The 17,096-nt window shown below is 64.0% G+C and carries 23 protein-coding genes; 9 read left to right on the top strand and 14 right to left on the bottom strand.

All coding sequences use genetic code 11. From position 1 onward, the window contains the following. Nucleotides 1-37 precede the first annotated feature (37 nt). Together IVB31_RS27260 and IVB31_RS27255 are read right to left on the bottom strand one after the other, a co-directional pair. Nucleotides 38-1,000 (bottom strand): D-2-hydroxyacid dehydrogenase family protein, encoded by a 963-nt coding sequence (locus tag IVB31_RS27260; RefSeq protein ID WP_247330129.1) that lies wholly within the window; start codon nucleotides 998-1,000, stop codon nucleotides 38-40. 104 nt (nucleotides 1,001-1,104) lie between these two features. Beyond that, nucleotides 1,105-1,320: a hypothetical protein gene (locus IVB31_RS27255; protein ID WP_247330127.1), complete on the bottom strand. Its 216-nt coding sequence runs from the start codon at nucleotides 1,318-1,320 to the stop codon at nucleotides 1,105-1,107. 232 nt (nucleotides 1,321-1,552) lie between these two features. On the opposite strand from IVB31_RS27255, the gene ettA reads away from it, so the two are divergent. Both ettA and IVB31_RS27245 read left to right on the top strand, forming a co-directional pair. Beyond that, entirely contained in the window at nucleotides 1,553-3,202 is a 1,650-nt protein-coding gene (gene ettA, locus IVB31_RS27250; protein ID WP_247330123.1) for an energy-dependent translational throttle protein EttA, read from the top strand. A gap of 7 nt (nucleotides 3,203-3,209) precedes the next feature. Next, nucleotides 3,210-4,436, top strand: coding sequence for a lytic murein transglycosylase (locus IVB31_RS27245; protein WP_247330120.1), 1,227 nt, complete (start codon nucleotides 3,210-3,212; stop codon nucleotides 4,434-4,436). A gap of 77 nt (nucleotides 4,437-4,513) precedes the next feature. Here IVB31_RS27245 and IVB31_RS27240 read toward each other — a convergent pair whose 3' ends face one another. Then, nucleotides 4,514-4,792 (bottom strand): hypothetical protein, encoded by a 279-nt coding sequence (locus tag IVB31_RS27240; protein ID WP_247330118.1) that lies wholly within the window; start codon nucleotides 4,790-4,792, stop codon nucleotides 4,514-4,516. A gap of 211 nt (nucleotides 4,793-5,003) precedes the next feature. After that, nucleotides 5,004-5,336 (bottom strand): hypothetical protein, encoded by a 333-nt coding sequence (locus tag IVB31_RS27235; protein WP_247330116.1) that lies wholly within the window; start codon nucleotides 5,334-5,336, stop codon nucleotides 5,004-5,006. A 133-nt stretch (nucleotides 5,337-5,469) separates the two neighbouring features. On the opposite strand from IVB31_RS27235, the gene IVB31_RS27230 reads away from it, so the two are divergent. From IVB31_RS27230 to bfr, 3 genes are all read left to right on the top strand, one after another. Further along, on the top strand, nucleotides 5,470-5,751 hold the full coding sequence (locus tag IVB31_RS27230) for a hypothetical protein (RefSeq protein WP_247330595.1): 282 nt from the start codon (nucleotides 5,470-5,472) through the stop codon (nucleotides 5,749-5,751). A 161-nt stretch (nucleotides 5,752-5,912) separates the two neighbouring features. Further along, nucleotides 5,913-6,185, top strand: a complete 273-nt coding sequence (locus IVB31_RS27225; protein WP_247330114.1) for a (2Fe-2S)-binding protein — start codon at nucleotides 5,913-5,915, stop codon at nucleotides 6,183-6,185. Between the two features lie 130 nt (nucleotides 6,186-6,315). Further along, nucleotides 6,316-6,804 carry a bacterioferritin gene (gene bfr, locus IVB31_RS27220; RefSeq protein ID WP_045002178.1) on the top strand — a complete coding sequence of 163 codons (489 nt, stop codon included), beginning with the start codon at nucleotides 6,316-6,318 and terminating at the stop codon, nucleotides 6,802-6,804. A 91-nt stretch (nucleotides 6,805-6,895) separates the two neighbouring features. Here bfr and IVB31_RS27215 read toward each other — a convergent pair whose 3' ends face one another. The 4 genes from IVB31_RS27215 to IVB31_RS27200 form a co-directional block, all read right to left on the bottom strand. Further along, nucleotides 6,896-7,498 carry an MSMEG_1061 family FMN-dependent PPOX-type flavoprotein gene (locus tag IVB31_RS27215; RefSeq protein WP_247330112.1) on the bottom strand — a complete coding sequence of 201 codons (603 nt, stop codon included), beginning with the start codon at nucleotides 7,496-7,498 and terminating at the stop codon, nucleotides 6,896-6,898. Nucleotides 7,499-7,529: 31 nt separating this feature from the next. Next, a complete protein-coding gene (locus tag IVB31_RS27210) occupies nucleotides 7,530-7,964 on the bottom strand; it encodes a DoxX family protein (protein WP_247330109.1) in 435 nt (144 codons plus the stop codon). A gap of 41 nt (nucleotides 7,965-8,005) precedes the next feature. Further along, on the bottom strand, nucleotides 8,006-8,359 hold the full coding sequence (locus IVB31_RS27205; protein ID WP_247330107.1) for a hypothetical protein: 354 nt from the start codon (nucleotides 8,357-8,359) through the stop codon (nucleotides 8,006-8,008). Between the two features lie 169 nt (nucleotides 8,360-8,528). Beyond that, on the bottom strand, nucleotides 8,529-9,599 hold the full coding sequence (locus tag IVB31_RS27200) for an alpha/beta fold hydrolase (RefSeq protein WP_247330105.1): 1,071 nt from the start codon (nucleotides 9,597-9,599) through the stop codon (nucleotides 8,529-8,531). Nucleotides 9,600-9,720: 121 nt separating this feature from the next. Here IVB31_RS27200 and IVB31_RS27195 point away from each other — a divergent pair, with 121 nt between their 5' ends. Both IVB31_RS27195 and IVB31_RS27190 read left to right on the top strand, forming a co-directional pair. Then, on the top strand, nucleotides 9,721-9,987 hold the full coding sequence (locus IVB31_RS27195) for a DUF2277 domain-containing protein (RefSeq protein WP_247330103.1): 267 nt from the start codon (nucleotides 9,721-9,723) through the stop codon (nucleotides 9,985-9,987). Nucleotides 9,988-10,083: 96 nt separating this feature from the next. Further along, on the top strand, nucleotides 10,084-10,305 hold the full coding sequence (locus tag IVB31_RS27190; protein WP_247330101.1) for a hypothetical protein: 222 nt from the start codon (nucleotides 10,084-10,086) through the stop codon (nucleotides 10,303-10,305). A 142-nt stretch (nucleotides 10,306-10,447) separates the two neighbouring features. Here the strand turns inward: IVB31_RS27190 and IVB31_RS27185 are convergent, their stop codons facing one another. From IVB31_RS27185 to fabG, 3 genes are all read right to left on the bottom strand, one after another. After that, entirely contained in the window at nucleotides 10,448-10,948 is a 501-nt protein-coding gene (locus tag IVB31_RS27185; RefSeq protein ID WP_247330098.1) for a collagen-like protein, read from the bottom strand. Nucleotides 10,949-11,077: 129 nt separating this feature from the next. Beyond that, nucleotides 11,078-11,326, bottom strand: coding sequence for a helix-turn-helix domain-containing protein (locus IVB31_RS27180; RefSeq protein WP_247330096.1), 249 nt, complete (start codon nucleotides 11,324-11,326; stop codon nucleotides 11,078-11,080). A gap of 343 nt (nucleotides 11,327-11,669) precedes the next feature. Next, nucleotides 11,670-12,437 carry a 3-oxoacyl-ACP reductase FabG gene (gene fabG, locus IVB31_RS27175; RefSeq protein WP_247330094.1) on the bottom strand — a complete coding sequence of 256 codons (768 nt, stop codon included), beginning with the start codon at nucleotides 12,435-12,437 and terminating at the stop codon, nucleotides 11,670-11,672. Between the two features lie 271 nt (nucleotides 12,438-12,708). Here fabG and IVB31_RS27170 point away from each other — a divergent pair, with 271 nt between their 5' ends. Together IVB31_RS27170 and IVB31_RS27165 are read left to right on the top strand one after the other, a co-directional pair. Beyond that, nucleotides 12,709-14,274 carry an outer membrane beta-barrel protein gene (locus IVB31_RS27170; RefSeq protein ID WP_247330091.1) on the top strand — a complete coding sequence of 522 codons (1,566 nt, stop codon included), beginning with the start codon at nucleotides 12,709-12,711 and terminating at the stop codon, nucleotides 14,272-14,274. Nucleotides 14,275-14,457: 183 nt separating this feature from the next. Further along, the gene (locus IVB31_RS27165) at nucleotides 14,458-14,943 is read left to right on the top strand and encodes a J domain-containing protein (RefSeq protein ID WP_247330088.1); all 486 of its coding nucleotides are present in this window, start codon (nucleotides 14,458-14,460) and stop codon (nucleotides 14,941-14,943) included. A 12-nt stretch (nucleotides 14,944-14,955) separates the two neighbouring features. On the opposite strand, the gene IVB31_RS27160 is transcribed toward IVB31_RS27165, so the two are convergent. The 3 genes from IVB31_RS27160 to IVB31_RS27150 all read right to left on the bottom strand — a co-directional run bounded on the left by IVB31_RS27160 (nucleotide 14,956) and on the right by IVB31_RS27150 (nucleotide 16,672). Beyond that, the gene (locus IVB31_RS27160) at nucleotides 14,956-15,591 is read right to left on the bottom strand and encodes a hypothetical protein (RefSeq protein ID WP_247330086.1); all 636 of its coding nucleotides are present in this window, start codon (nucleotides 15,589-15,591) and stop codon (nucleotides 14,956-14,958) included. A gap of 289 nt (nucleotides 15,592-15,880) precedes the next feature. Next, a complete protein-coding gene (locus tag IVB31_RS27155; RefSeq protein WP_007613673.1) occupies nucleotides 15,881-16,141 on the bottom strand; it encodes a hypothetical protein in 261 nt (86 codons plus the stop codon). Between the two features lie 144 nt (nucleotides 16,142-16,285). Continuing rightward, entirely contained in the window at nucleotides 16,286-16,672 is a 387-nt protein-coding gene (locus IVB31_RS27150; protein WP_247330084.1) for a RidA family protein, read from the bottom strand. Nucleotides 16,673-17,096 lie beyond the last annotated feature (424 nt).

The following is a 17,096-nucleotide window of genomic DNA, read 5'->3' as shown; positions in this document are numbered from 1 at the left end:
TTGCGAAAGGGCGTGCCGACGGCACGCCCTTTCCGTTTCAGGCCAGCTTCCGCGGCAGCTCGCCACCGCTGGTGAAGGCATCGATCGCATCGACCATCTGCCCGTAATGGATGCGCAAGCCGTCCTCGGTGGCGTAGCCGAGATGCGGCGTCAGCACGAGATTGTCGAGCTTGCGGAAGGGATGGTCGACCGGCAACGGCTCGACCGCGAACACATCCAAGCCGGCGCCCGCGATCTTCCTCTGCTGCAACGCTTCAAGCAGCGCCTGCTCGTCCACGATCGGCCCCCGCGCGGTGTTGACGAGAAAAGCCGTCGGCTTCATCCGCGCGAGATCTTCGCGGCCAACCAGCCCGCGCGAGCGGTCGCTCAGCACCACGTGGATGGTGACGATGTCGGCCTTGGCAAACAGCTCTTCCTTGGTGGCATAGCCCACGCCGGCCTCCTTGCACTTCTCCGGCGTCAAATTCGGGCTCCAGGCGATCACGTTCATTCCGAACGCTTTCGCAATGCCCGCCATCTTGCTGCCGAGCTTGCCGAGCCCGACGACGCCGAGCGTCAGCCCCTCGATCTCGACGCCGGCAAAGCTCTGCCAGGGCTCGCCCGCATGCATGCGCGCGTTCTCGCGGCCGATGCCGCGGGTCAGCTCCAGGATCAGGCCCATTGTGAGCGGCGCGGTCGGATCGCGCGAATATTGCGTGCCGCCGATCGTGACGCCGCGCGCCTTCGCGGCCTCCATGTCGATCGAGGCGTTGCGCATGCCTGATGTCAGCAGCAGCTTCAGCTTCGGCAGGCTCTCGAACAGGCTCTTCGGGAACGCGGTGCGCTCGCGCATCGCGCAGACGATCTCGAAATCGGCGAGCGCGCTGGCCGCGGCCTGCTCCGAAGCGAAGGGATGGCTGAACACGGTGACGTCGATACGGTCGGAGAGTTTCGGCCAGTCGGCGACATCAAGGGCGAGGTTGAAATAGTCGTCGAGAATTGCACAGCGCAGCCGCGTCATCAGCGTTCATCCATGGCGAGAGGTGGAACCAAGCCATGGTTGCGCGCAATCCCGACCGTGCGCAAGCCGTTCGCGTCTTCAAAAATCCGATAGGCGATAAGGGCTCAGAGGTCGCGGGGCTTGAGCCGGAACGGCGCATTCATGCCGTGCTTGGCGCGCCAGGCGGGGCCGGGGCCGCGCATGTAATGCAGCTCGGGCCGGTAGGGGTTGAAGGCGGTGGCGAAGAAGCGCTTCCAGAAGCCCCGGACCTCGGACACGAGTCCGGACGTGTTCCCGGCACTGGCAGGAACGGCGATGGAGTGGGTCTCGATCATGGCCATGACGCTGTCTCGCTGTGCTCCCGTTCATTCTGAGCGGGTGGCGCTGTTTCCGCGCGAAACCGAGCTTTGGCCTGATTTATTAAAAGATGGTTTCAATTGTCCGGATCGGCGGCCGGATGGTATCCGCACCGTATTCATCCGTGGTGAACGGAGGGAAAACATTGCCCTTTGGGGGCGGGATCGCTACATCGGCGGCAAGCAAATTTCCTCAAATCGAAGGTATTCGGGACCGATGGCGCGCCAGTTCATCTACTTTATGCAGGGCCTGACCAAGAGCTACCCGACCCGCAAGGTGCTCGATAACATCCATCTGTCGTTCTATCCGGACGCCAAGATCGGCGTGCTCGGTGTCAACGGCTCGGGCAAGTCGACGCTGCTCAAGATCATGGCCGGCCTCGACAAGGAGTACAACGGCGAGGCCTGGGTCGCCCAGGGCGCCCGCGTTGGTTATCTCGAGCAGGAGCCGCATCTCGATCCCACGCTCTCCGTGCGCGAGAACGTCATGCTGGGCGTCGCCAAGCAGAAGGCCATCCTCGATCGCTACAACGAGCTGGCGATGAACTACTCCGAGGAGACTGCCGACGAGATGACCAAGCTGCAGGACGAGATCGAGGCCCAGGGCCTCTGGGATCTCGACAGCAAGGTCGACCAGGCGATGGACGCGCTGCGCTGCCCGCCCGACGATGCCGACGTGTCGAAACTCTCCGGCGGTGAGCGCCGCCGCGTCGCGCTATGCAAGCTGCTGCTCGACCAGCCCGAGCTTCTGCTGCTGGACGAGCCGACCAACCATCTCGACGCCGAGTCGGTGTCGTGGCTGGAAGGTCATTTGCGCAACTATCCCGGCGCGATCCTGATCGTCACCCATGACCGCTACTTCCTCGACAACGTCACGAGCTGGATTCTCGAGCTCGATCGCGGCAAGGGGATTCCCTACGAGGGTAATTACTCGTCCTGGCTGCAGCAGAAGCAGAAGCGGCTCGAGCAGGAGGGCCGCGAGGACGCTGCGCATCAGAAGACGCTGGCCCGCGAGCAGGAATGGATCGCGTCCTCGCCGAAAGCCCGCCAGGCCAAATCCAAGGCGCGCTATCAGCGCTATGAAGATCTGCTGAAACAGGCGGGCGAAAAGCAGACCCAGACCGCGCAGATTACGATTCCGGTGGCCGAGCGCCTCGGTCAGAACGTCGTCGACTTCGAGGCCCTCAGCAAAGGTTTCGGCGATCGCATGCTGATCGACGATCTGACTTTCAAGCTGCCGCCCGGCGGCATCGTCGGTGTGATCGGCGCCAACGGCGCCGGCAAGACCACGCTGTTCAAGATGATCACCAAGCAGGAACAGCCGGACAAGGGCACCATCACGGTCGGCGAGAGCGTTCATCTCGGTTATGTCGACCAGTCGCGCGACGCGCTCGATGGCAGCAAGAACGTGTGGGAGGAGATCTCCGGCGGCAACGAACTGATCCTGCTGGGCAAGCGGGAAGTCAATTCACGCGGCTATTGCTCGTCGTTCAACTTCAAGGGGGCCGACCAGCAAAAGAAGGTCGGTGCGCTCTCCGGCGGCGAGCGCAACCGCGTGCATCTCGCAAAAATGCTGAAGTCCGGCGCCAACGTACTGCTGCTAGACGAACCGACCAACGACCTCGACGTCGACACGCTGCGCGCGCTCGAAGAGGCGTTGGAGGATTTCGCCGGCTGCGCCGTCATCATCAGCCATGATCGCTGGTTCCTCGATCGTATCGCGACCCACATCCTGGCCTTCGAAGGCGACAGCCATGTGGAATGGTTCGAAGGCAACTTCCAGGATTACGAGAAGGACAAGATGCGCCGGCTCGGCCAGGACAGCATCATTCCGCACCGCGTGAAGTACAAGAAGCTGACGCGGTGACCTCGGCATGATGCGGCGAGCGCTCATAGCTGCGGTGATTACTATCACCTGCGGCCTGTCGCCCGCCCGCGCCACCGATGCCGCCTTCACGCAGTTCATCGCCTCGCTATGGCCGGAAGCGCAGGCCGCCGGCGTGTCGCGCGCGACGTTTGAGCAACAGACGCGCGGGCTCGAGCCTGATTACAAGCTGCCCGATCTGATCCTGCCGGGACGGCCCGCAACGGGTGCGCCGTCGCAGGCCGAGTTCGTGCAGGTGCCGGCCGACTACGTCAGGGAAGCCTCGATCGCGCGGCTTGCGGGCGAGGGGCAGCGGCTGCTGCAAAAATATCGGCCCGCATTGACTGAGATCGAGAAAAATTCCGGCGTGCCCGCCACCGTGATGCTGGCGATCTGGGGCCGCGAGACCGACTATGGCCGCTACACGCTGCCTTACGATCTCGTACGCGTGCTGGCGACGCAGGCCTATGTCGGCCGCCGCAAGGACACCTATCGCAACGAGTTCATCCTCTCGCTGAAAATTCTCGGCGACGGCGTGGTGACACGCAAGGACATGCGCTCGTCCTGGGCCGGCGCGACCGGGCTCACGCAGTTCCTGCCCTCCGAATATTACAAGCACGGCGTCGATTTCGACCATGACGGCCGCATCGACATCTGGCATTCGGTGCCGGATGCGCTGGCCTCGGCCGCGCAGCAGCTCGTCAACAAGGGCTGGCAGAGCGGCCTGCGCTGGGCCTACGAGGTGCAGGCGCCGGCCAAGGTCGATTGCACCAGCGGTGTGCCCGAGGTGACGAAGCCGATCGGCCAATGGCTGCGCGAGGGCTTTGCGCCGGTGCGTGGACAAAAGCTCAGTGCCGCCGAGCAGGCGCAGCCGGCCTCGCTGCTGCAACCGGAAGGCATCTACGGCCCGTCCTTCCTGACCACGAAGAACTACTTCGTCATCAAGGAATACAATTTCTCCGACCTCTACGTGCTGTTCGTCGGCCATCTCAGTGATCGCATGACGAGCCCGCTGTCGTTCGCGACGCCGTGGTCCGCCTCGAAGCAGCTGCGTACCAAGGACGTCGAGGCGATGCAGCGTGGGCTGACGCGCGCCGGGCTCTACAAGGACAAGATCGACGGCAAGGCCGGCATGCAGACGCGCGCTGCGCTCGGCACCTACCAGAAGTCGGCGGGCTTGAAGGTCGATTGCTGGCCGAGCGAAGAGGTGTTGCGTTCGATCCAGGCGGCGCGATAGCGCGTCAAAAGAAAAAGCCCGGCCGAGAGACTCGGCCGGGCTTCGATCGCGGCGCTTATGAGCGCCATGCGATCAGATCAGTAGCAAACGCGAACCGGGCGGACGGCCCAGCCGTAGCCATCCCAATAGCGCTGGCGCTGCCAGTAGCAGGGGGGCGGCGGGGGCTCGGCGACGTAAACCGGACCACCATAGGCCGGACGGCTCGATGCGATGGCGCCGCCGACGATGGCGCCGCCGATCAGGCCGGCTGCGATGCCGGCGCCGACGCCGTCATGGGCCTTCGCGGACGGAGTGGCGGTGACCAGCGAACCGGCGACCGTCGCAACCGTGAGGGCGGCAACTAAAGTCTTCTTCATGCTCTTGGCTCTCCTGGGAGATGGGCTCCCCTTGTTAGAGGCGCCCGGGTTTCAAAGGTTCACGCACACGCTGATGGAAGTGACCTTGCAGCTAGGAAGCGCGCAAATGGTCAATCCACGGTAAACGCACACGGAGCTGTGACGAGAAAAAGCGGTCTTTTTCAGGCCCCGAGATGAACGGCGCATCCGGAATGAGCCGGCTTGGCGCGCCTCAGCCACAGACTCTGACGCGACGGACGCGCCAGCCGTAACCGTCCCAGAAGCGCTGCTTCTGCCAGACGCAGCCGTCTCCGTAATAGTCGTCAGCGACGTAGCCCGGACCAGGCGCGTAATAGCGTGGCGGGTAGTAACCTGGGCCATAGCCCGGTGCGTAGCCGGGACCAGGTCCGTAATAATACGGGGAGGCCAGCGCACCGCCGACAATGGCGCCACCAACGATCCCGGCCGCCACGCCTGCGGCGACACCGCGCTGCGCATGAGCTGGTGTACCGGCCGTCAGGGCCAGGATGGCGACGGCAGCAACCGCCAGGAGCGACTTCTTCATTGGCTTGACCTTTCGCACAATCACGCGGAACTCTTTCGTAACAGAGTTCCATACTTCGTTCGAATGATCAATGAACGGCATCTTTGCCGGTGACGACCAATTGGTATCGACCGCGGTCGCCAGGGAGGCGAGGATGGGCAACGCGATGATGAATGCATTGATTGCTGCTGGGATCGTCTTCGCGATCGGCTACGGCTGGATTGTCCATCTGCAGAACCGGGGCCAGCGGCGCTCCCGCGCCGGAGCCGGCGGCGGTGACAGCTCCACGGTCACGAGTGACGGCTTCTCGCCAGGGAGCTGGTTTTCCAGCGACAGTTCCGGGAGCTCGACCGACGGCGGCAGCTGTTCCAGCAGCGATGGCGGTAGTAGTGGCGGGGATTGCGGAGGCGGAGGCGATGGTGGTGGGGGCGATTAGGTCCCGCGCGATCCTGAGCCAGCGCAACACCTTATTTTAGAGCCGTTCTAGGCTGTTCCCGGGCCAGTTTGGAATAGCTTCAAATTCTGCTTTTTCCTTTTGCATCCGGCCGGCCGCTTAAATATCGATGATGGCGCATCACCCAAGGGCCTGCCGCTTCCATGATCGTTTGTTCCTGTAACGTGCTGAGCGATGACGACATCCGCGCCGCCGTCGCCGAGTCCGACGACGCCGTGCGCCATGCCAAGCAGGTCTATGGATGTCTCGGCTGTAGCGCCGAATGCGGCCGCTGCGCGCGGACGATCAAGACCATCATCGACGAAGCGCTAGGCCCGTGTGCCCAGTCCTGCTGCTCCGGCTGCCCGCACAACCACACTGTGGCCGCCAATGACGAGACGGCCGAGCCCGTCCAGTTTGCTCTCGCGGCCTGCTGAAAACTTCCGCAACCTCGCCTGAGCTTTTCCCGGCTGCGTCCCCGTAGCCGGTTGCCCTCGTGTTTAAACTGACTTAGAAGCATTCTAAAATCGGTTAGGTCCGATTTGGACGCAAAATCTGGAGTGCATCATGCAAGGCGACGCAAAAGTCATCGACTATCTCAACAAGTCACTGCGTCACGAGCTGACTGCGATCAACCAGTACTGGCTGCACTATCGTTTCCTCGACAATTGGGGCCTCCTCGACATGGCCAAGGTCTGGCGCAAGGAGTCCATCGAGGAGATGGAGCACGCTGACAAGCTCACCGCGCGCATCCTGTTCTTCGACGGCTTCCCGAACATGCAGGTGCTCGATCCCTTGCGCATCGGTCAGAACGTCAAGGAGATCATCGAGTGCGACCTCGCCGCCGAGATGAGCGCGCGGGCGCTCTACCAGGAAGCGGCGACCTACTGCCACGGCGTCAAGGATTACGTCACGCGCGATCTGTTCGAGAAGCTGATGAGCGACGAGGAGCACCACATCGACTTCCTCGAGACCCAGCTCGACCTGATCGGCCGGATCGGCCTCGAGCTCTACACCCAGAAGCACGTCGGCGGCCTCGAGGGCGAGGGACATTAATTTGGCGCGTTAGCGCCGCCAACACTCCCGTTTCGTCCCGGCCTCGTGCGCAATTGCGCACGAGGGGCCGGGTCGACAGAGCAGACGTCAGCTACAACTGCGTCTTGTAGAGCTCTTCCACGATCGCCTGACTCTGCGGCTCCCCAAGGCCGGTCTGCTCGTAGACCACCTCGACGATGCTAGGCATCACCGAGCGCTGCACTTTCTCGGGCGACCACAGCTTCGAGCGCATCAGCGCCTTGCCGCAGTGGAAATAGACTTCGCTGACGGCGATGTTCAGCACCGCGCGCGGGGGCTTGCCGAATTCCACCATCGCGGCGAGCAAATCCGGATCGGCCGACAGCGTGCCGCGGCCGCCGACGCGTAGCGTCTCGTCAATGCCGGGGACGAAGAACAGCAGATGCACGAAGCCCGAGCCCTCGACGACATTGCGAAAACTGTCGATCCGGTTGTTGCCGGAGCGATCAGGCATCAGCAGCTGGTTGGGGCCGGCGACGTGGACGAAGCCGATGCCGCCGCCGCGCGGTGATGCATCGACGCTGCCGTCCGCTCCCGATGTCGCGAGCACGCAGAACGGCGACATCTCGATGAATTTCTTCGCATGCGTATCGATCGCGGGGCGCGCTTTCGCGATCACGCGCGGGCTCGGCTGGGCATAGAGGGTGGCGAGGTCTTCGGCGCAAAGATCGGTCACGAAGGTCTCCCTGATTGGATGCCTGAGAATATCATCTCTCGGCCCGATCGCTATCCCCCTTGTCGCGCCGCCACGGCCAGTCGATCACGCCAGCACAGTAGAGGGCCCACCAGATCAGGACCGGCTGAAGCGCCAGCCGCGGTCCGTGGTAGAGCCAGCTGTTGGGGAGGGGCGGAAGGTCGATGCCCTCTAGGGCATGCTTGATGTTTGCCGGCCATACGCAAAGCGCATAGAGCGCGAGCGCGACGCCCGCCCACCAGCGCAGCGGCTTTGTTACCAGTGCAATCGCGCCTGCCAGCTCGCAGACGCCAGTGATGAGGATGACCTGCGTTGCAAACGGAACCCAGGCCGGCGCGATCGCAAGCAGCTTGTCGGGAACCCGAAGATGCGCGATGCCAGCCGCGATGTAAAACGCCGCCAGCATAAAGCGCATCACAGCGCGCGTTCTGTCGTTTGCAGGAGCCATCGGCCGAACTAGCATGCGTGGCGCCGAGGCGCTATCGCGCGCTACACCGCATCCGCCGGCACGAAGCAGCTGATGATGATGGTGCCGCGGTGGTGGACGTACCACACCACGGCCTGGCCGACCGGATTGCCGCTATCGCGGATGATGGCGCGATCCGGCACCACCATCCACTGCCCCTCGATCGGCACCCAATAGGCGCCGTCGCGCACGTCGTATTCGGTGCGATGGCCGTCGGAGATGTCGCAGCAGGGAACGCCATTCGGCGCCATCACGCTCTTGAACCAGGCGCGGATGTCCGGCGGAACGTTGTCATACTGACCGTTGTCGAACGCGAAGGCGACGCCCGTCAGCGCTATCGTCGCGGCCAGCCAAACGCAAAATGCGAGCCTGTACATGCGATCCTCCTCATCGCGTGTCGTGCCATCGGCGCGCGATTTCCCGCGCCTCGATTCGTAACGTTGAGGGGATTAAGCCCGAGCTGTCAGCGCAATGCATGCTCAAATAATATGCGGCGCCGGGACGCCGCATATGATGCATCGCGATATGGCGGCGAGCTTGGCAATCCTACATCGTTCGCTGCGGCGCGGTTTGGAGAAACTGCTGGACCTGCTCGCTGTAGAATTTCGCATTGCCGGTGGTGCCGTGGCCGCGCGTCTCGGTGCTTGCCTGGATCAGATAGAGACGCCCGTTCTTGACCCGCTTCATCGCAGCGTCGGTGATGCCGGTCTCGGGCGGGTTGCGCTCGTCGTCGGCGGAATTGATCAGCGGCGCTTCGATTCTCTCCAGCGTCTCGCCTGCATTGTAGTCATGCGAGGATTCCCACTGGTAGACGAAGTCGTTGGCATCTGCCGAGATCGGCATGGCCAGCCGCTCGTCGACGATCTTGTCGGCCTTGGCCGCGGTCGGGGCCTGCGCTTGATAGGCCAGCGTTCCGCCGATGCTCGCGATGCCATAGGCGGTGATGGCGTATTTCATCATGCGCGGCTGGCTGGTGTAGTTGCCGCCATTGTAGTCGGGATCGCTGCGGATGGTGTCGAGCATGATCCGCCGCAGCATCCAGTTGCGCGACGCCATCTCCGTCGGCTGCGAGGCCATCGGGATCAGCGCGTCCATCGCCTTCGGATATTTCTCGCCCCACAGCCAGGTATGCATGCCGCCCATCGAATTGCCGATGACGAGCCGCAGGTGCTTGATCCCGAGCCCTTCCGTCACCAGGCGATACTGCGCCTCGACCATGTCGTCGTAATCGTATTTCGGGAAGCTCGTCTTCATCCCGTCGGACGGCTTTGACGATTTGCCATGGCCGATATTGTCGGGGATGATGATGTAATATTTGGAGGCATCGAGCGGCTCCCCCGCGCCGAACAGCTCGCCGGCAAAGGCGGCCGATAGCATGCTCGCGCCCGAGCCGCCGGTGCCGTGCAGCACCAGCACCGGCTGGCCGCTGGGCTCGCCGATGGTGGTGTAGTGCAGCTTCAGCTCCGGCATGGTCTCGCCGGTGTGGAACTTGAAATCCCTGGCGATCCAGTCGCCCTGCTTGGGCGCCGGGTAGTCGGCCGCCAATGCGGATGTCGAGATGGCCGACAACGAGACGGACAACAGGATGGCTGACAGCGCCGCGCAAGAAGCTTTCATGTTCCTCTCCCCATGCGGCTCGTATTCGGCCGCGTTGCACGGAACTTAGCAGAACTGTCCGGAAGGATGTAGGATTTCGCTGTCGCCGATCGTCTTTGAGGGAAACATCGGGAGAGACTGCATGTGCCGCAACATCAGGACGCTGTTCAACTTCGAGCCGCCGGCGACGGAGGATGAGATCCATGCCAGTGCGATCCAGTTCGTGCGAAAATTGTCCGGCTTCAACAAGCCGTCGCAGGCCAATGAGGCGGCCTTCGACCGCGCAGTGGCGGAGGTCTCGGAGGCCGCGCGAAAACTGCTGACCTCGCTGCATACCCACGCGCCGGCACGTGACCGTGAGGTCGAGGCGGAAAAGGCGAAGGAACGCTCGCGGCTGCGTTTCGGTTAGGCGTCTCGAACGTCCCTTCCGTGATCTGGCTCACGGTGAAAGCGGTCTCAATGCGCGATGCTGTTCGCCGGGGTTTTGACAACCCGGAGAACCACCATGAGCCACCCCCTTCTTCCCCTGAAAGCAGGTGCCATCGTCTTCACGCTGCTATGGACCGCGTGGATGATGTGGTGGAGCGGCTCGTTCTCGAGCGCGGACGTCGCGATCCTCGCCTTGTGCGGCGCGGCAGTCGGTTATCTCTGGTACCGGGCCATGCGCTGGCAGTTCGAGCGCATGGGCATGCTGCCGCGCAGAGACGATGCGTCGAGGGCTTCCTGATCCGGGCTCGTGTCCCGGACGCGGTGCAACGCCGCAGAGCCCGGACCCAGGAATTGCGGCCGCACATCGCTCGGCAACATGGGCCCCGGCTCAGCAGCGCATCACTACGTGCTGCGCCGCGTCCGGGGCACCGAGGTAACCGCTACTCCTTGTGGCCGTGCTTCTTCTTTTTCTTCTTTTTCCGGTGATCGTCGCCTTCGCTGCCGTCGTCCTCGTCATCGAGGGTCGCCTCGTCGGTCTCCTGCACGGCGGCCTCCAGCGCCTCGCGCTCGGCAGCTTCACGCTCGCGCTGGCGGCGGCGTTCGTCCCAGGCATCGAAAAGCTGATCGAGCCATGGCAACACTTGTTCGATCGAGGGCAATTGGCCGGGGGGACCGGCTTCGCCGCGTGGGCCTTGCGGGCCGATGGGGCCCTGCGGTCCTGCTGCTCCTCGCGCTCCGGCCTCGCCCGGCTTGCCCGGCAGGCCAACCTTGCCCTGCGGTCCGGCCTTTCCGGCCGCTCCAGGCTTGCCCTGAGGTCCCGGCTTGCCGCGCCCGCCGTCCGGTCCCCGCTTGCCCGGATGACCCTGCGGTCCCGGCCGCCCCGGTTCGCCCTGCCGTCCGCGCGGTCCCTGAGGTCCTTGCCGCTTTTGTTCGTCTGCCACGCCACTGCTCCCTCTCGCGGAAGCAAGCTACTTAGCGGCGTTTGACGACAGCAGCAATTCCGCACGGGCATCGCGCAGGGCTTGATCAACACCATTCGGCGGCACGGATCGTCCTCGCGTCGTCACGCCCTAGTCGTGATACGCGGGCACCTCGATGCCGGAGGCCGCATAGATCCTGATCTTGTTGCGCAGCGTGCGCACCGACAGGCCGAGCACGCGCGACGCGCGTGTCCGGTTGCCGTCGCAGCGTGCGAGCGTCTGGAGCACGAGCTCGCGCTCGACCTCGTCGACGGTCGCGCCGATCAGCAGCGGAACGATCTGGTTCGGAGCAAGGAATTGCGCGCCCGGTTCGGACGCAGCGACATGAACAGTGGTCATCAACACACCTCCCGATCAACGCCCGCTTCCGTCTTTGGAAGCGGATCGAGAACCAATGATCCCCAAGCCGTAGATCTACGGTGGGCGGGTTTGGTTAACGAAAGGTTAATCGCGGGCGATCGCACCAATTGACCTCAGGAATACCCCGAAGCCGCCGCGATTGGCACGAGATGCATAGCGATGCGGGCCGATCTCGCTCGACAAATTCGCTGTCATGGCCCGCGAAGGCGGGGCATCCAGTATTCCAGAGATGCCTGACGTCCCACGAGAAGCCGCGGCGTACTTGATCGTCCGCCTTCGCCGACGATGACACCGTCTATGTCGATAGATGACTGCCCCGCACTCACACCGTCCGGTATCCGCCGTCTACCATCACGATCGTTCCGGTGACGTAGGCTGACATATCCGACGCAAGGAAGATCGCGGGACCCACGATGTCCTCGGGCTTGCCGGTGCGTGCCAGCGGGGTGTGATCGACGAAGGCCTGCACCAGCGCCGGATTGGTCGCGCGCACATTGGCGTTGATGTTGGTCTCGATGAAGCCCGGCCCGATCGCGTTGACGCGCACACCCTCCTTGCCGAGTTCGACCGCGAGCGCCTTGGTGAAGCCGAGCACGCCGTGCTTCGAGGTGGTGTAGGCCGCCGAGCTCGGCGTGCGCAGATGCACGAAGGACTGGATCGAGCCGATATTGACGATGCGGCCTTTGCTGGTGCGCAAGGGGCTGAGGAACGCCTGCGTCATGTTGAAGACGCCGTTGAGGTTGAGCGAGATGATGTCGTTCCAGTCCTTCGCCACCGTCTCGGTGTCCGCGGTGAAGGCGTTGCGGCGGGTGATGCCGGCATTGTTGACGAGGATCGAGACCTGTCCGACCTTGTCGGCGACCTGCGTGGCGAGCGCAAAGCAGTCCTCACGCTTGGTCACGTCGAGCGCAAAGCTCTCGGCCTTGCCGCCTGCTTTCCGGATCTCCTGCGCGGCTTCCGCGACCGTGTCGGCGTTGACGTCGAGCAGCACGATCCGCGCGCCCTCGCGGGCGTAGCCGGAAGCGATGGCCCGGCCGATGCCGGAACCGGCGCCTGTGACGACGGCGATATGGTCTTGGAGGAGAGGCATGGGCGTTTCCCTGACGTTTGTTCTAAGCGTTGGCGGCAAGCCTAATTGAAAGCGCAAGCGACGGAAACGTCGCGCAGCGCTCACGACTTATGCAATCGCGGCGTCGCAGCGCCTCCCGGCGCATGTGGCAAAGATGCCACGGCCCGGCACGAAGATCGCCAGTTCGTACTTGTCCAATTCGTCGTCGCCTGTGTCCAAGAAGTTTGGAGCCGTTGGCCTCACATCTCGTCTCGCAGCGGCGATTCCGTGTGTCGACGAGGAAATTGGGCGCATGAAGAAAGTGATTTGCGGAAGTGCGGCGTTGATCGCAGTGGCGGTGGCGGGGCCTGTCCTGGCTGCCGATATCGGGACCGCGCCCGCCTACAAGGCCCCATCGGCGGCGGCGTCGAGTTGGGGCGGCTTCTATGCCGGTCTTGCACTTGGCTTCCGTGCTTCGCGCGCCGACGCCACGACGACGTCGGAGACGGTCGCCGGCGCCCCGCAGAATCTGGCGGACGGCCGGCCGACAAGCGCGTCCTTCGACGGGCTCGGCGCCCGCACCAGTGCCTTTACCGGCTTCAACTGGCAATTGGCGCCGCAATGGATTGCGGGTCTCGAAGGCGATGTCGGCTTCGCCGATCAATCTACCACGCGCCAGTCGCTGGCTTTCTCGCCCGGCTTTCTCCGTTTTGCCTTGCCGACCGACAGCCTGACCGCGAAGACCGATTGGGACGCCAGCCTGCGTGCCCGTCTTGGCTTCCTGCTCACACCCGCCACCCTGGCCTATGCGACCGGTGGCGTCGCCTGGCAACGCAGCGAGATCAGTTCGAGCTGCATCAGCACCGGTTGTCTCGGCCTCGGCTTTTCGCCCGCCGTGATTTCCGCTTCGCGCGTTCAGGCCGGCTGGACCGTCGGCGGCGGCATCGAGACTACCCTCGGCGGCAACTGGTTCGCGCGCGCTGAATATCGCTATGCCGATTTTGGCGCTGCACCGTTCACCATTGCTCGAACCGCCATGCCCGCTTCGGGCTTCAATCCGACCGCCGATAATTTCGATCTCAAGATGCAGACTCACACCGCCTCGTTCGGCGTGGCCTACAAGTTTGGCGACCCGATCGTGGCGGGAGCGCAGACAGCGCCGATTGCCAAGGCGCCTCCGATCGCGATGTCATGGACCGGCCCCTATCTTGGTCTTGGTTTCGGCGCCCGCGCGCAGCAGGTGGATACGGCGGCAACGTCGGAACTGTTTGGCATTGCACTGATCCCGCTCGAGAAGAACACCGTGCCGTTCAACGGCACAGCCTTCCGCGCCAGTCCCTATGCCGGCGTCAACTGGCAATTCGCTCCCAACTGGGTGGCCGGCCTCGAGGGCGACGCCGGCTTTGCCGACCGGACCGTCACGCTGAGCGGATACCCGGTGTCGCCGGCGTTTGGCACCTTCCACGAGAGCGCCGATTCCCTTGTGCTGAAGACGACATGGGACGCGAGCCTGCGCGTCCGGTTTGGATTTCTGGTGACCCCGGAAACGCTGCTGTTCGCGAGCGGCGGCGCCATTTGGCAGCATGACGAGCTGACCTCGACCTGCGGCAGCGCTCCCTGTCGGCGCACGTTCAGTCTCACGCCGTCCGTGATCGCGAACTCCACGACGAAACTGGGCTGGACCCTCGGCGGTGGGCTAGAGACGGCGCTCGGCCATCACTGGCTGGCGCGCGCCGAATACCGCTTCGCCGATCTCGGCACGTCGACTTACGCCATCAGCCGAACGTCGACCTTCGCGCCAGCCAACACCACCGACACTTTCGACGTCACGCTGCGCACCCACGTGGCGACATTCGGTCTCGCGTACCAGTTCAACTGACCGGTGCCGGGTCGCTTGGCGGTGTCGGGCGGGGTGACCCGACGACGGCGATATGGTTAGCGAGAATGCCACGACAATTTCCTCCCGTTTTCGCTTCTAAGTTTCATGAAAGGCTAACCCGAAATTAAGGGGTCGGAAACGGCGGCCTTGGCATACTGATCCTCATTGCTAAACGTTGCGCGCATGATGGAACGGCTTGAATCCTGGAAACTCGCACTCGAGCGCCTGCGGTCGGCGGACGGCGACGATTGGGCCGAGGCGGGCCGGCTCGTGGCCGAGATCGTGCGGATGAGCACCGATACCATGCTGCGCCAGGCGGCCGAGCAGGCGCTCCCGGTGCTGCGCCAGGCCGTGGACAATGACGATCACAGCGTCACGCTGGCGGCCCGGCGTCGCATCGGCGTGGTCCTCGATGTCGTTCACGACCTGACCGCGCCGCGCTTCGGCCGCCGCAACGCCATGCCGAAAAAACTGTCCAGCGAGGATCGCGCCCGCAAGGTGCTCGGCCTGCCGCTCGCCGTGCAGCTCACCTGCGAGGACATCAACCAGGCCTATCGCCGCGCCGCCAAGGGCATGCACCCCGACCGGGGCGGCAGCGCGGAAGCGTTCATCGACCTCGCCGCCGCGCGCGACCTCCTGATCCATCCCGGCGCGCACAAGGACGCGTGAGATCGCAACCGCTCAGCTCTTGTTGACGCAGCTCGGATAGGGCGCGGCTTCGCCCGGTACGATCGGGCAGAGCTCGATCGGGCTGAGCGCGCGCAAACGGGCCTGCCAGCGGTCGTCATTCACCGGCGGCTCGTCGCTTTCGGGGCCGCGTTCGGCCCACTGGATGGTGTAATAGTCCGTGGTGCCCTTCAGCGTGATCAGCAGCGCGGTCTCGCTGTGGCGGGTCGGGCCACTGTCGACGCGGCCGCAGCCGATCACGGCGGCGAAACCTTCAAAGCGGCCGAATGTCATGGCGCCGAAGGGCTTCGCCGCAAAGCTGTCGGGACAGGCCGATTTGAAGCCGCCCGCGATCGAGCCTGCGAACTTGTCGGGCGATGCGGCTGGCGTCAGCGTCATGCCCTTCTCGCCTGTGACCGTGATCATCTCGGTCCAGCGCTCGGGCGTCTCGCCCTTCAGCACGGCCTCGCGGATGTAGTGGCCGTCCCCGGTGTTCTCGACCACCACGGAAAAGTTCGACGGCATCGTGAAGCTGACGAGCTGGCCGAAGACCGGCGAGATCACGCGGAAGGATTGCGGGGCCTGTGCACGCGCCGTTGCGGCAAGCAGGAGCGATGCGGCGAGAATCGTTGCTGTCGTCGTTGCACGCATCGATCTGCTCCAAAGTCGCGAGGCAAAAAAGAGATCGGGCAGGGACGCTAGCATCGCTTCCTTGCCCGATCCTTGTCGTCCGCCGATCGAATTCTTACCAGCCACAATGGCGCTGACACTTGGGCGTGGTCGGAGGGCTGTGGCCGGCCAAAATGTGAGTAGTTCCACTCGCCGGTCAGGTTCAAAGTGCGCGCGCGCGTTTGCGGCTGGAACCGAGGCCGTGGCTGCAAAAGAAAAGGGCGGACCGCTTGCGCGACCCGCCCTCAAAATATGATCTGTCGCGTAAGGCTTAGAGCGTGCAGCGGCGCTCCGCGCGCAGCTTGATCTGGAGCTCCGAGGCGGCCGTGAAGGTCGGGAGCGGCTTGCTGACGACCTTGTAGGTCGAGACGCCCCACTGGAACGGCTTGTACTTCAGGTCCTCGTTCCAGACCTGGCAGATGCCGGTGTTGTCCCAGCGGATCACGTAATAGCCGACCGCCGCTGAGGCGGGCACGGCGAACACGGAGGTGGCGATGCCGGCAACGGCACAGAGGGCGAGAACGCGACGCATGAAATATCTCCTGATGGGAACGTGAGAAGGAAACTGGTGCGGCAAATCTGCGCGGCTGGCAAGCGGGGCGGCGGCCGTTCACGGATATGTCAGCCGTTTGTCGGCCGTTCGCACGACCCTTGGTATCCCGCTGTTATCCCTCGTCTATCCTTTGGCCAGCGAGGCCACCGCCTCGATCTCGATCAGCATCTTCGGATCGGGCAGCGCCTGGACCACGCAGGTGGTGCGGGCGGGGTAGGGCGGCGGGCCGAAGGCGCCGGCATAGAGCGCGTTCATGGCGGCGACGTCGGCGGCGCGGGTCAGGAGCACGTTGACCTTGACGAGATCGCGGACACCAGCGCCGGCCTGTTCCAGCACGCGCTTGATGTTGACGACCACGTTGGCGAACTGCGCCTCGAAGCCGTCAGGCAGCGCGCCATTGGCGTCGAAGCCGGGAATGCCGGAGACGAACAGGAGATCGCCGGCGCGCGTGGCAAAGGACAGCGGCGGCGCCTTGACGTGCGGCGGGGGCGCGAAATGCTGGATCGGCATGGATCACCTCGGATCGACGGCTGGATGCGCAAGCGTAGCGGCAGGCCGGGGCGCCTCCAACAAAAAACGCGAAAACAACCCCATGCACAGTAGGCATCCAGCGGGAATTATTGATGTTTTTTTGGCTTCGGGAAAAGCAAAATTATCGCTTGCTCCGTCGGGCAAAACAGGGGCAGAATTGGCATGATGGCGGGTGAGCGTCTTATCGCGCCCAACTCCGCCGTCATGCCCCGCGAAGGCGGGGCATCCAGTACGCCGCGGCCCATCGATTGAATCACAACCGTCTCGGAGTACTGGATCGTCCGGTCAAGCCGGACGATGACAGTCGAGCGTGTGCTACAGACCGCGATTCACGCCCACCCCATCATGTTGCCGCCGCGATGCATCGGATACATTCGCCGCGTCTGATTCGTTTCCCTCCCCA

The organism is Bradyrhizobium sp. 21 (assembly GCF_023073335.1).
Lineage (GTDB): Bacteria > Pseudomonadota > Alphaproteobacteria > Rhizobiales > Xanthobacteraceae > Bradyrhizobium.
Note: the sequence above shows the minus strand (reverse complement) of the source record. Positions and strands in the feature narration are given on the sequence as shown.

Coding starts and splice junctions, on each gene's coding strand:
- IVB31_RS27260 (WP_247330129.1), bottom strand. CDS start 1,000: ATGACGCGGCTGCGCTGTGCAATTCTCGACGACTATTTCAACCTCGCC.
- IVB31_RS27255 (WP_247330127.1), bottom strand. CDS start 1,320: ATGGCCATGATCGAGACCCACTCCATCGCCGTTCCTGCCAGTGCCGGG.
- ettA (WP_247330123.1), top strand. CDS start 1,553: ATGGCGCGCCAGTTCATCTACTTTATGCAGGGCCTGACCAAGAGCTAC.
- IVB31_RS27245 (WP_247330120.1), top strand. CDS start 3,210: ATGATGCGGCGAGCGCTCATAGCTGCGGTGATTACTATCACCTGCGGC.
- IVB31_RS27240 (WP_247330118.1), bottom strand. CDS start 4,792: ATGAAGAAGACTTTAGTTGCCGCCCTCACGGTTGCGACGGTCGCCGGT.
- IVB31_RS27235 (WP_247330116.1), bottom strand. CDS start 5,336: ATGAAGAAGTCGCTCCTGGCGGTTGCTGCCGTCGCCATCCTGGCCCTG.
- IVB31_RS27230 (WP_247330595.1), top strand. CDS start 5,470: ATGGGCAACGCGATGATGAATGCATTGATTGCTGCTGGGATCGTCTTC.
- IVB31_RS27225 (WP_247330114.1), top strand. CDS start 5,913: ATGATCGTTTGTTCCTGTAACGTGCTGAGCGATGACGACATCCGCGCC.
- bfr (WP_045002178.1), top strand. CDS start 6,316: ATGCAAGGCGACGCAAAAGTCATCGACTATCTCAACAAGTCACTGCGT.
- IVB31_RS27210 (WP_247330109.1), bottom strand. CDS start 7,964: ATGGCTCCTGCAAACGACAGAACGCGCGCTGTGATGCGCTTTATGCTG.
- IVB31_RS27205 (WP_247330107.1), bottom strand. CDS start 8,359: ATGTACAGGCTCGCATTTTGCGTTTGGCTGGCCGCGACGATAGCGCTG.
- IVB31_RS27200 (WP_247330105.1), bottom strand. CDS start 9,599: ATGAAAGCTTCTTGCGCGGCGCTGTCAGCCATCCTGTTGTCCGTCTCG.
- IVB31_RS27195 (WP_247330103.1), top strand. CDS start 9,721: ATGTGCCGCAACATCAGGACGCTGTTCAACTTCGAGCCGCCGGCGACG.
- IVB31_RS27190 (WP_247330101.1), top strand. CDS start 10,084: ATGAGCCACCCCCTTCTTCCCCTGAAAGCAGGTGCCATCGTCTTCACG.
- IVB31_RS27180 (WP_247330096.1), bottom strand. CDS start 11,326: ATGACCACTGTTCATGTCGCTGCGTCCGAACCGGGCGCGCAATTCCTT.
- fabG (WP_247330094.1), bottom strand. CDS start 12,437: ATGCCTCTCCTCCAAGACCATATCGCCGTCGTCACAGGCGCCGGTTCC.
- IVB31_RS27170 (WP_247330091.1), top strand. CDS start 12,709: ATGAAGAAAGTGATTTGCGGAAGTGCGGCGTTGATCGCAGTGGCGGTG.
- IVB31_RS27165 (WP_247330088.1), top strand. CDS start 14,458: ATGATGGAACGGCTTGAATCCTGGAAACTCGCACTCGAGCGCCTGCGG.
- IVB31_RS27160 (WP_247330086.1), bottom strand. CDS start 15,591: ATGCGTGCAACGACGACAGCAACGATTCTCGCCGCATCGCTCCTGCTT.
- IVB31_RS27155 (WP_007613673.1), bottom strand. CDS start 16,141: ATGCGTCGCGTTCTCGCCCTCTGTGCCGTTGCCGGCATCGCCACCTCC.
- IVB31_RS27150 (WP_247330084.1), bottom strand. CDS start 16,672: ATGCCGATCCAGCATTTCGCGCCCCCGCCGCACGTCAAGGCGCCGCCG.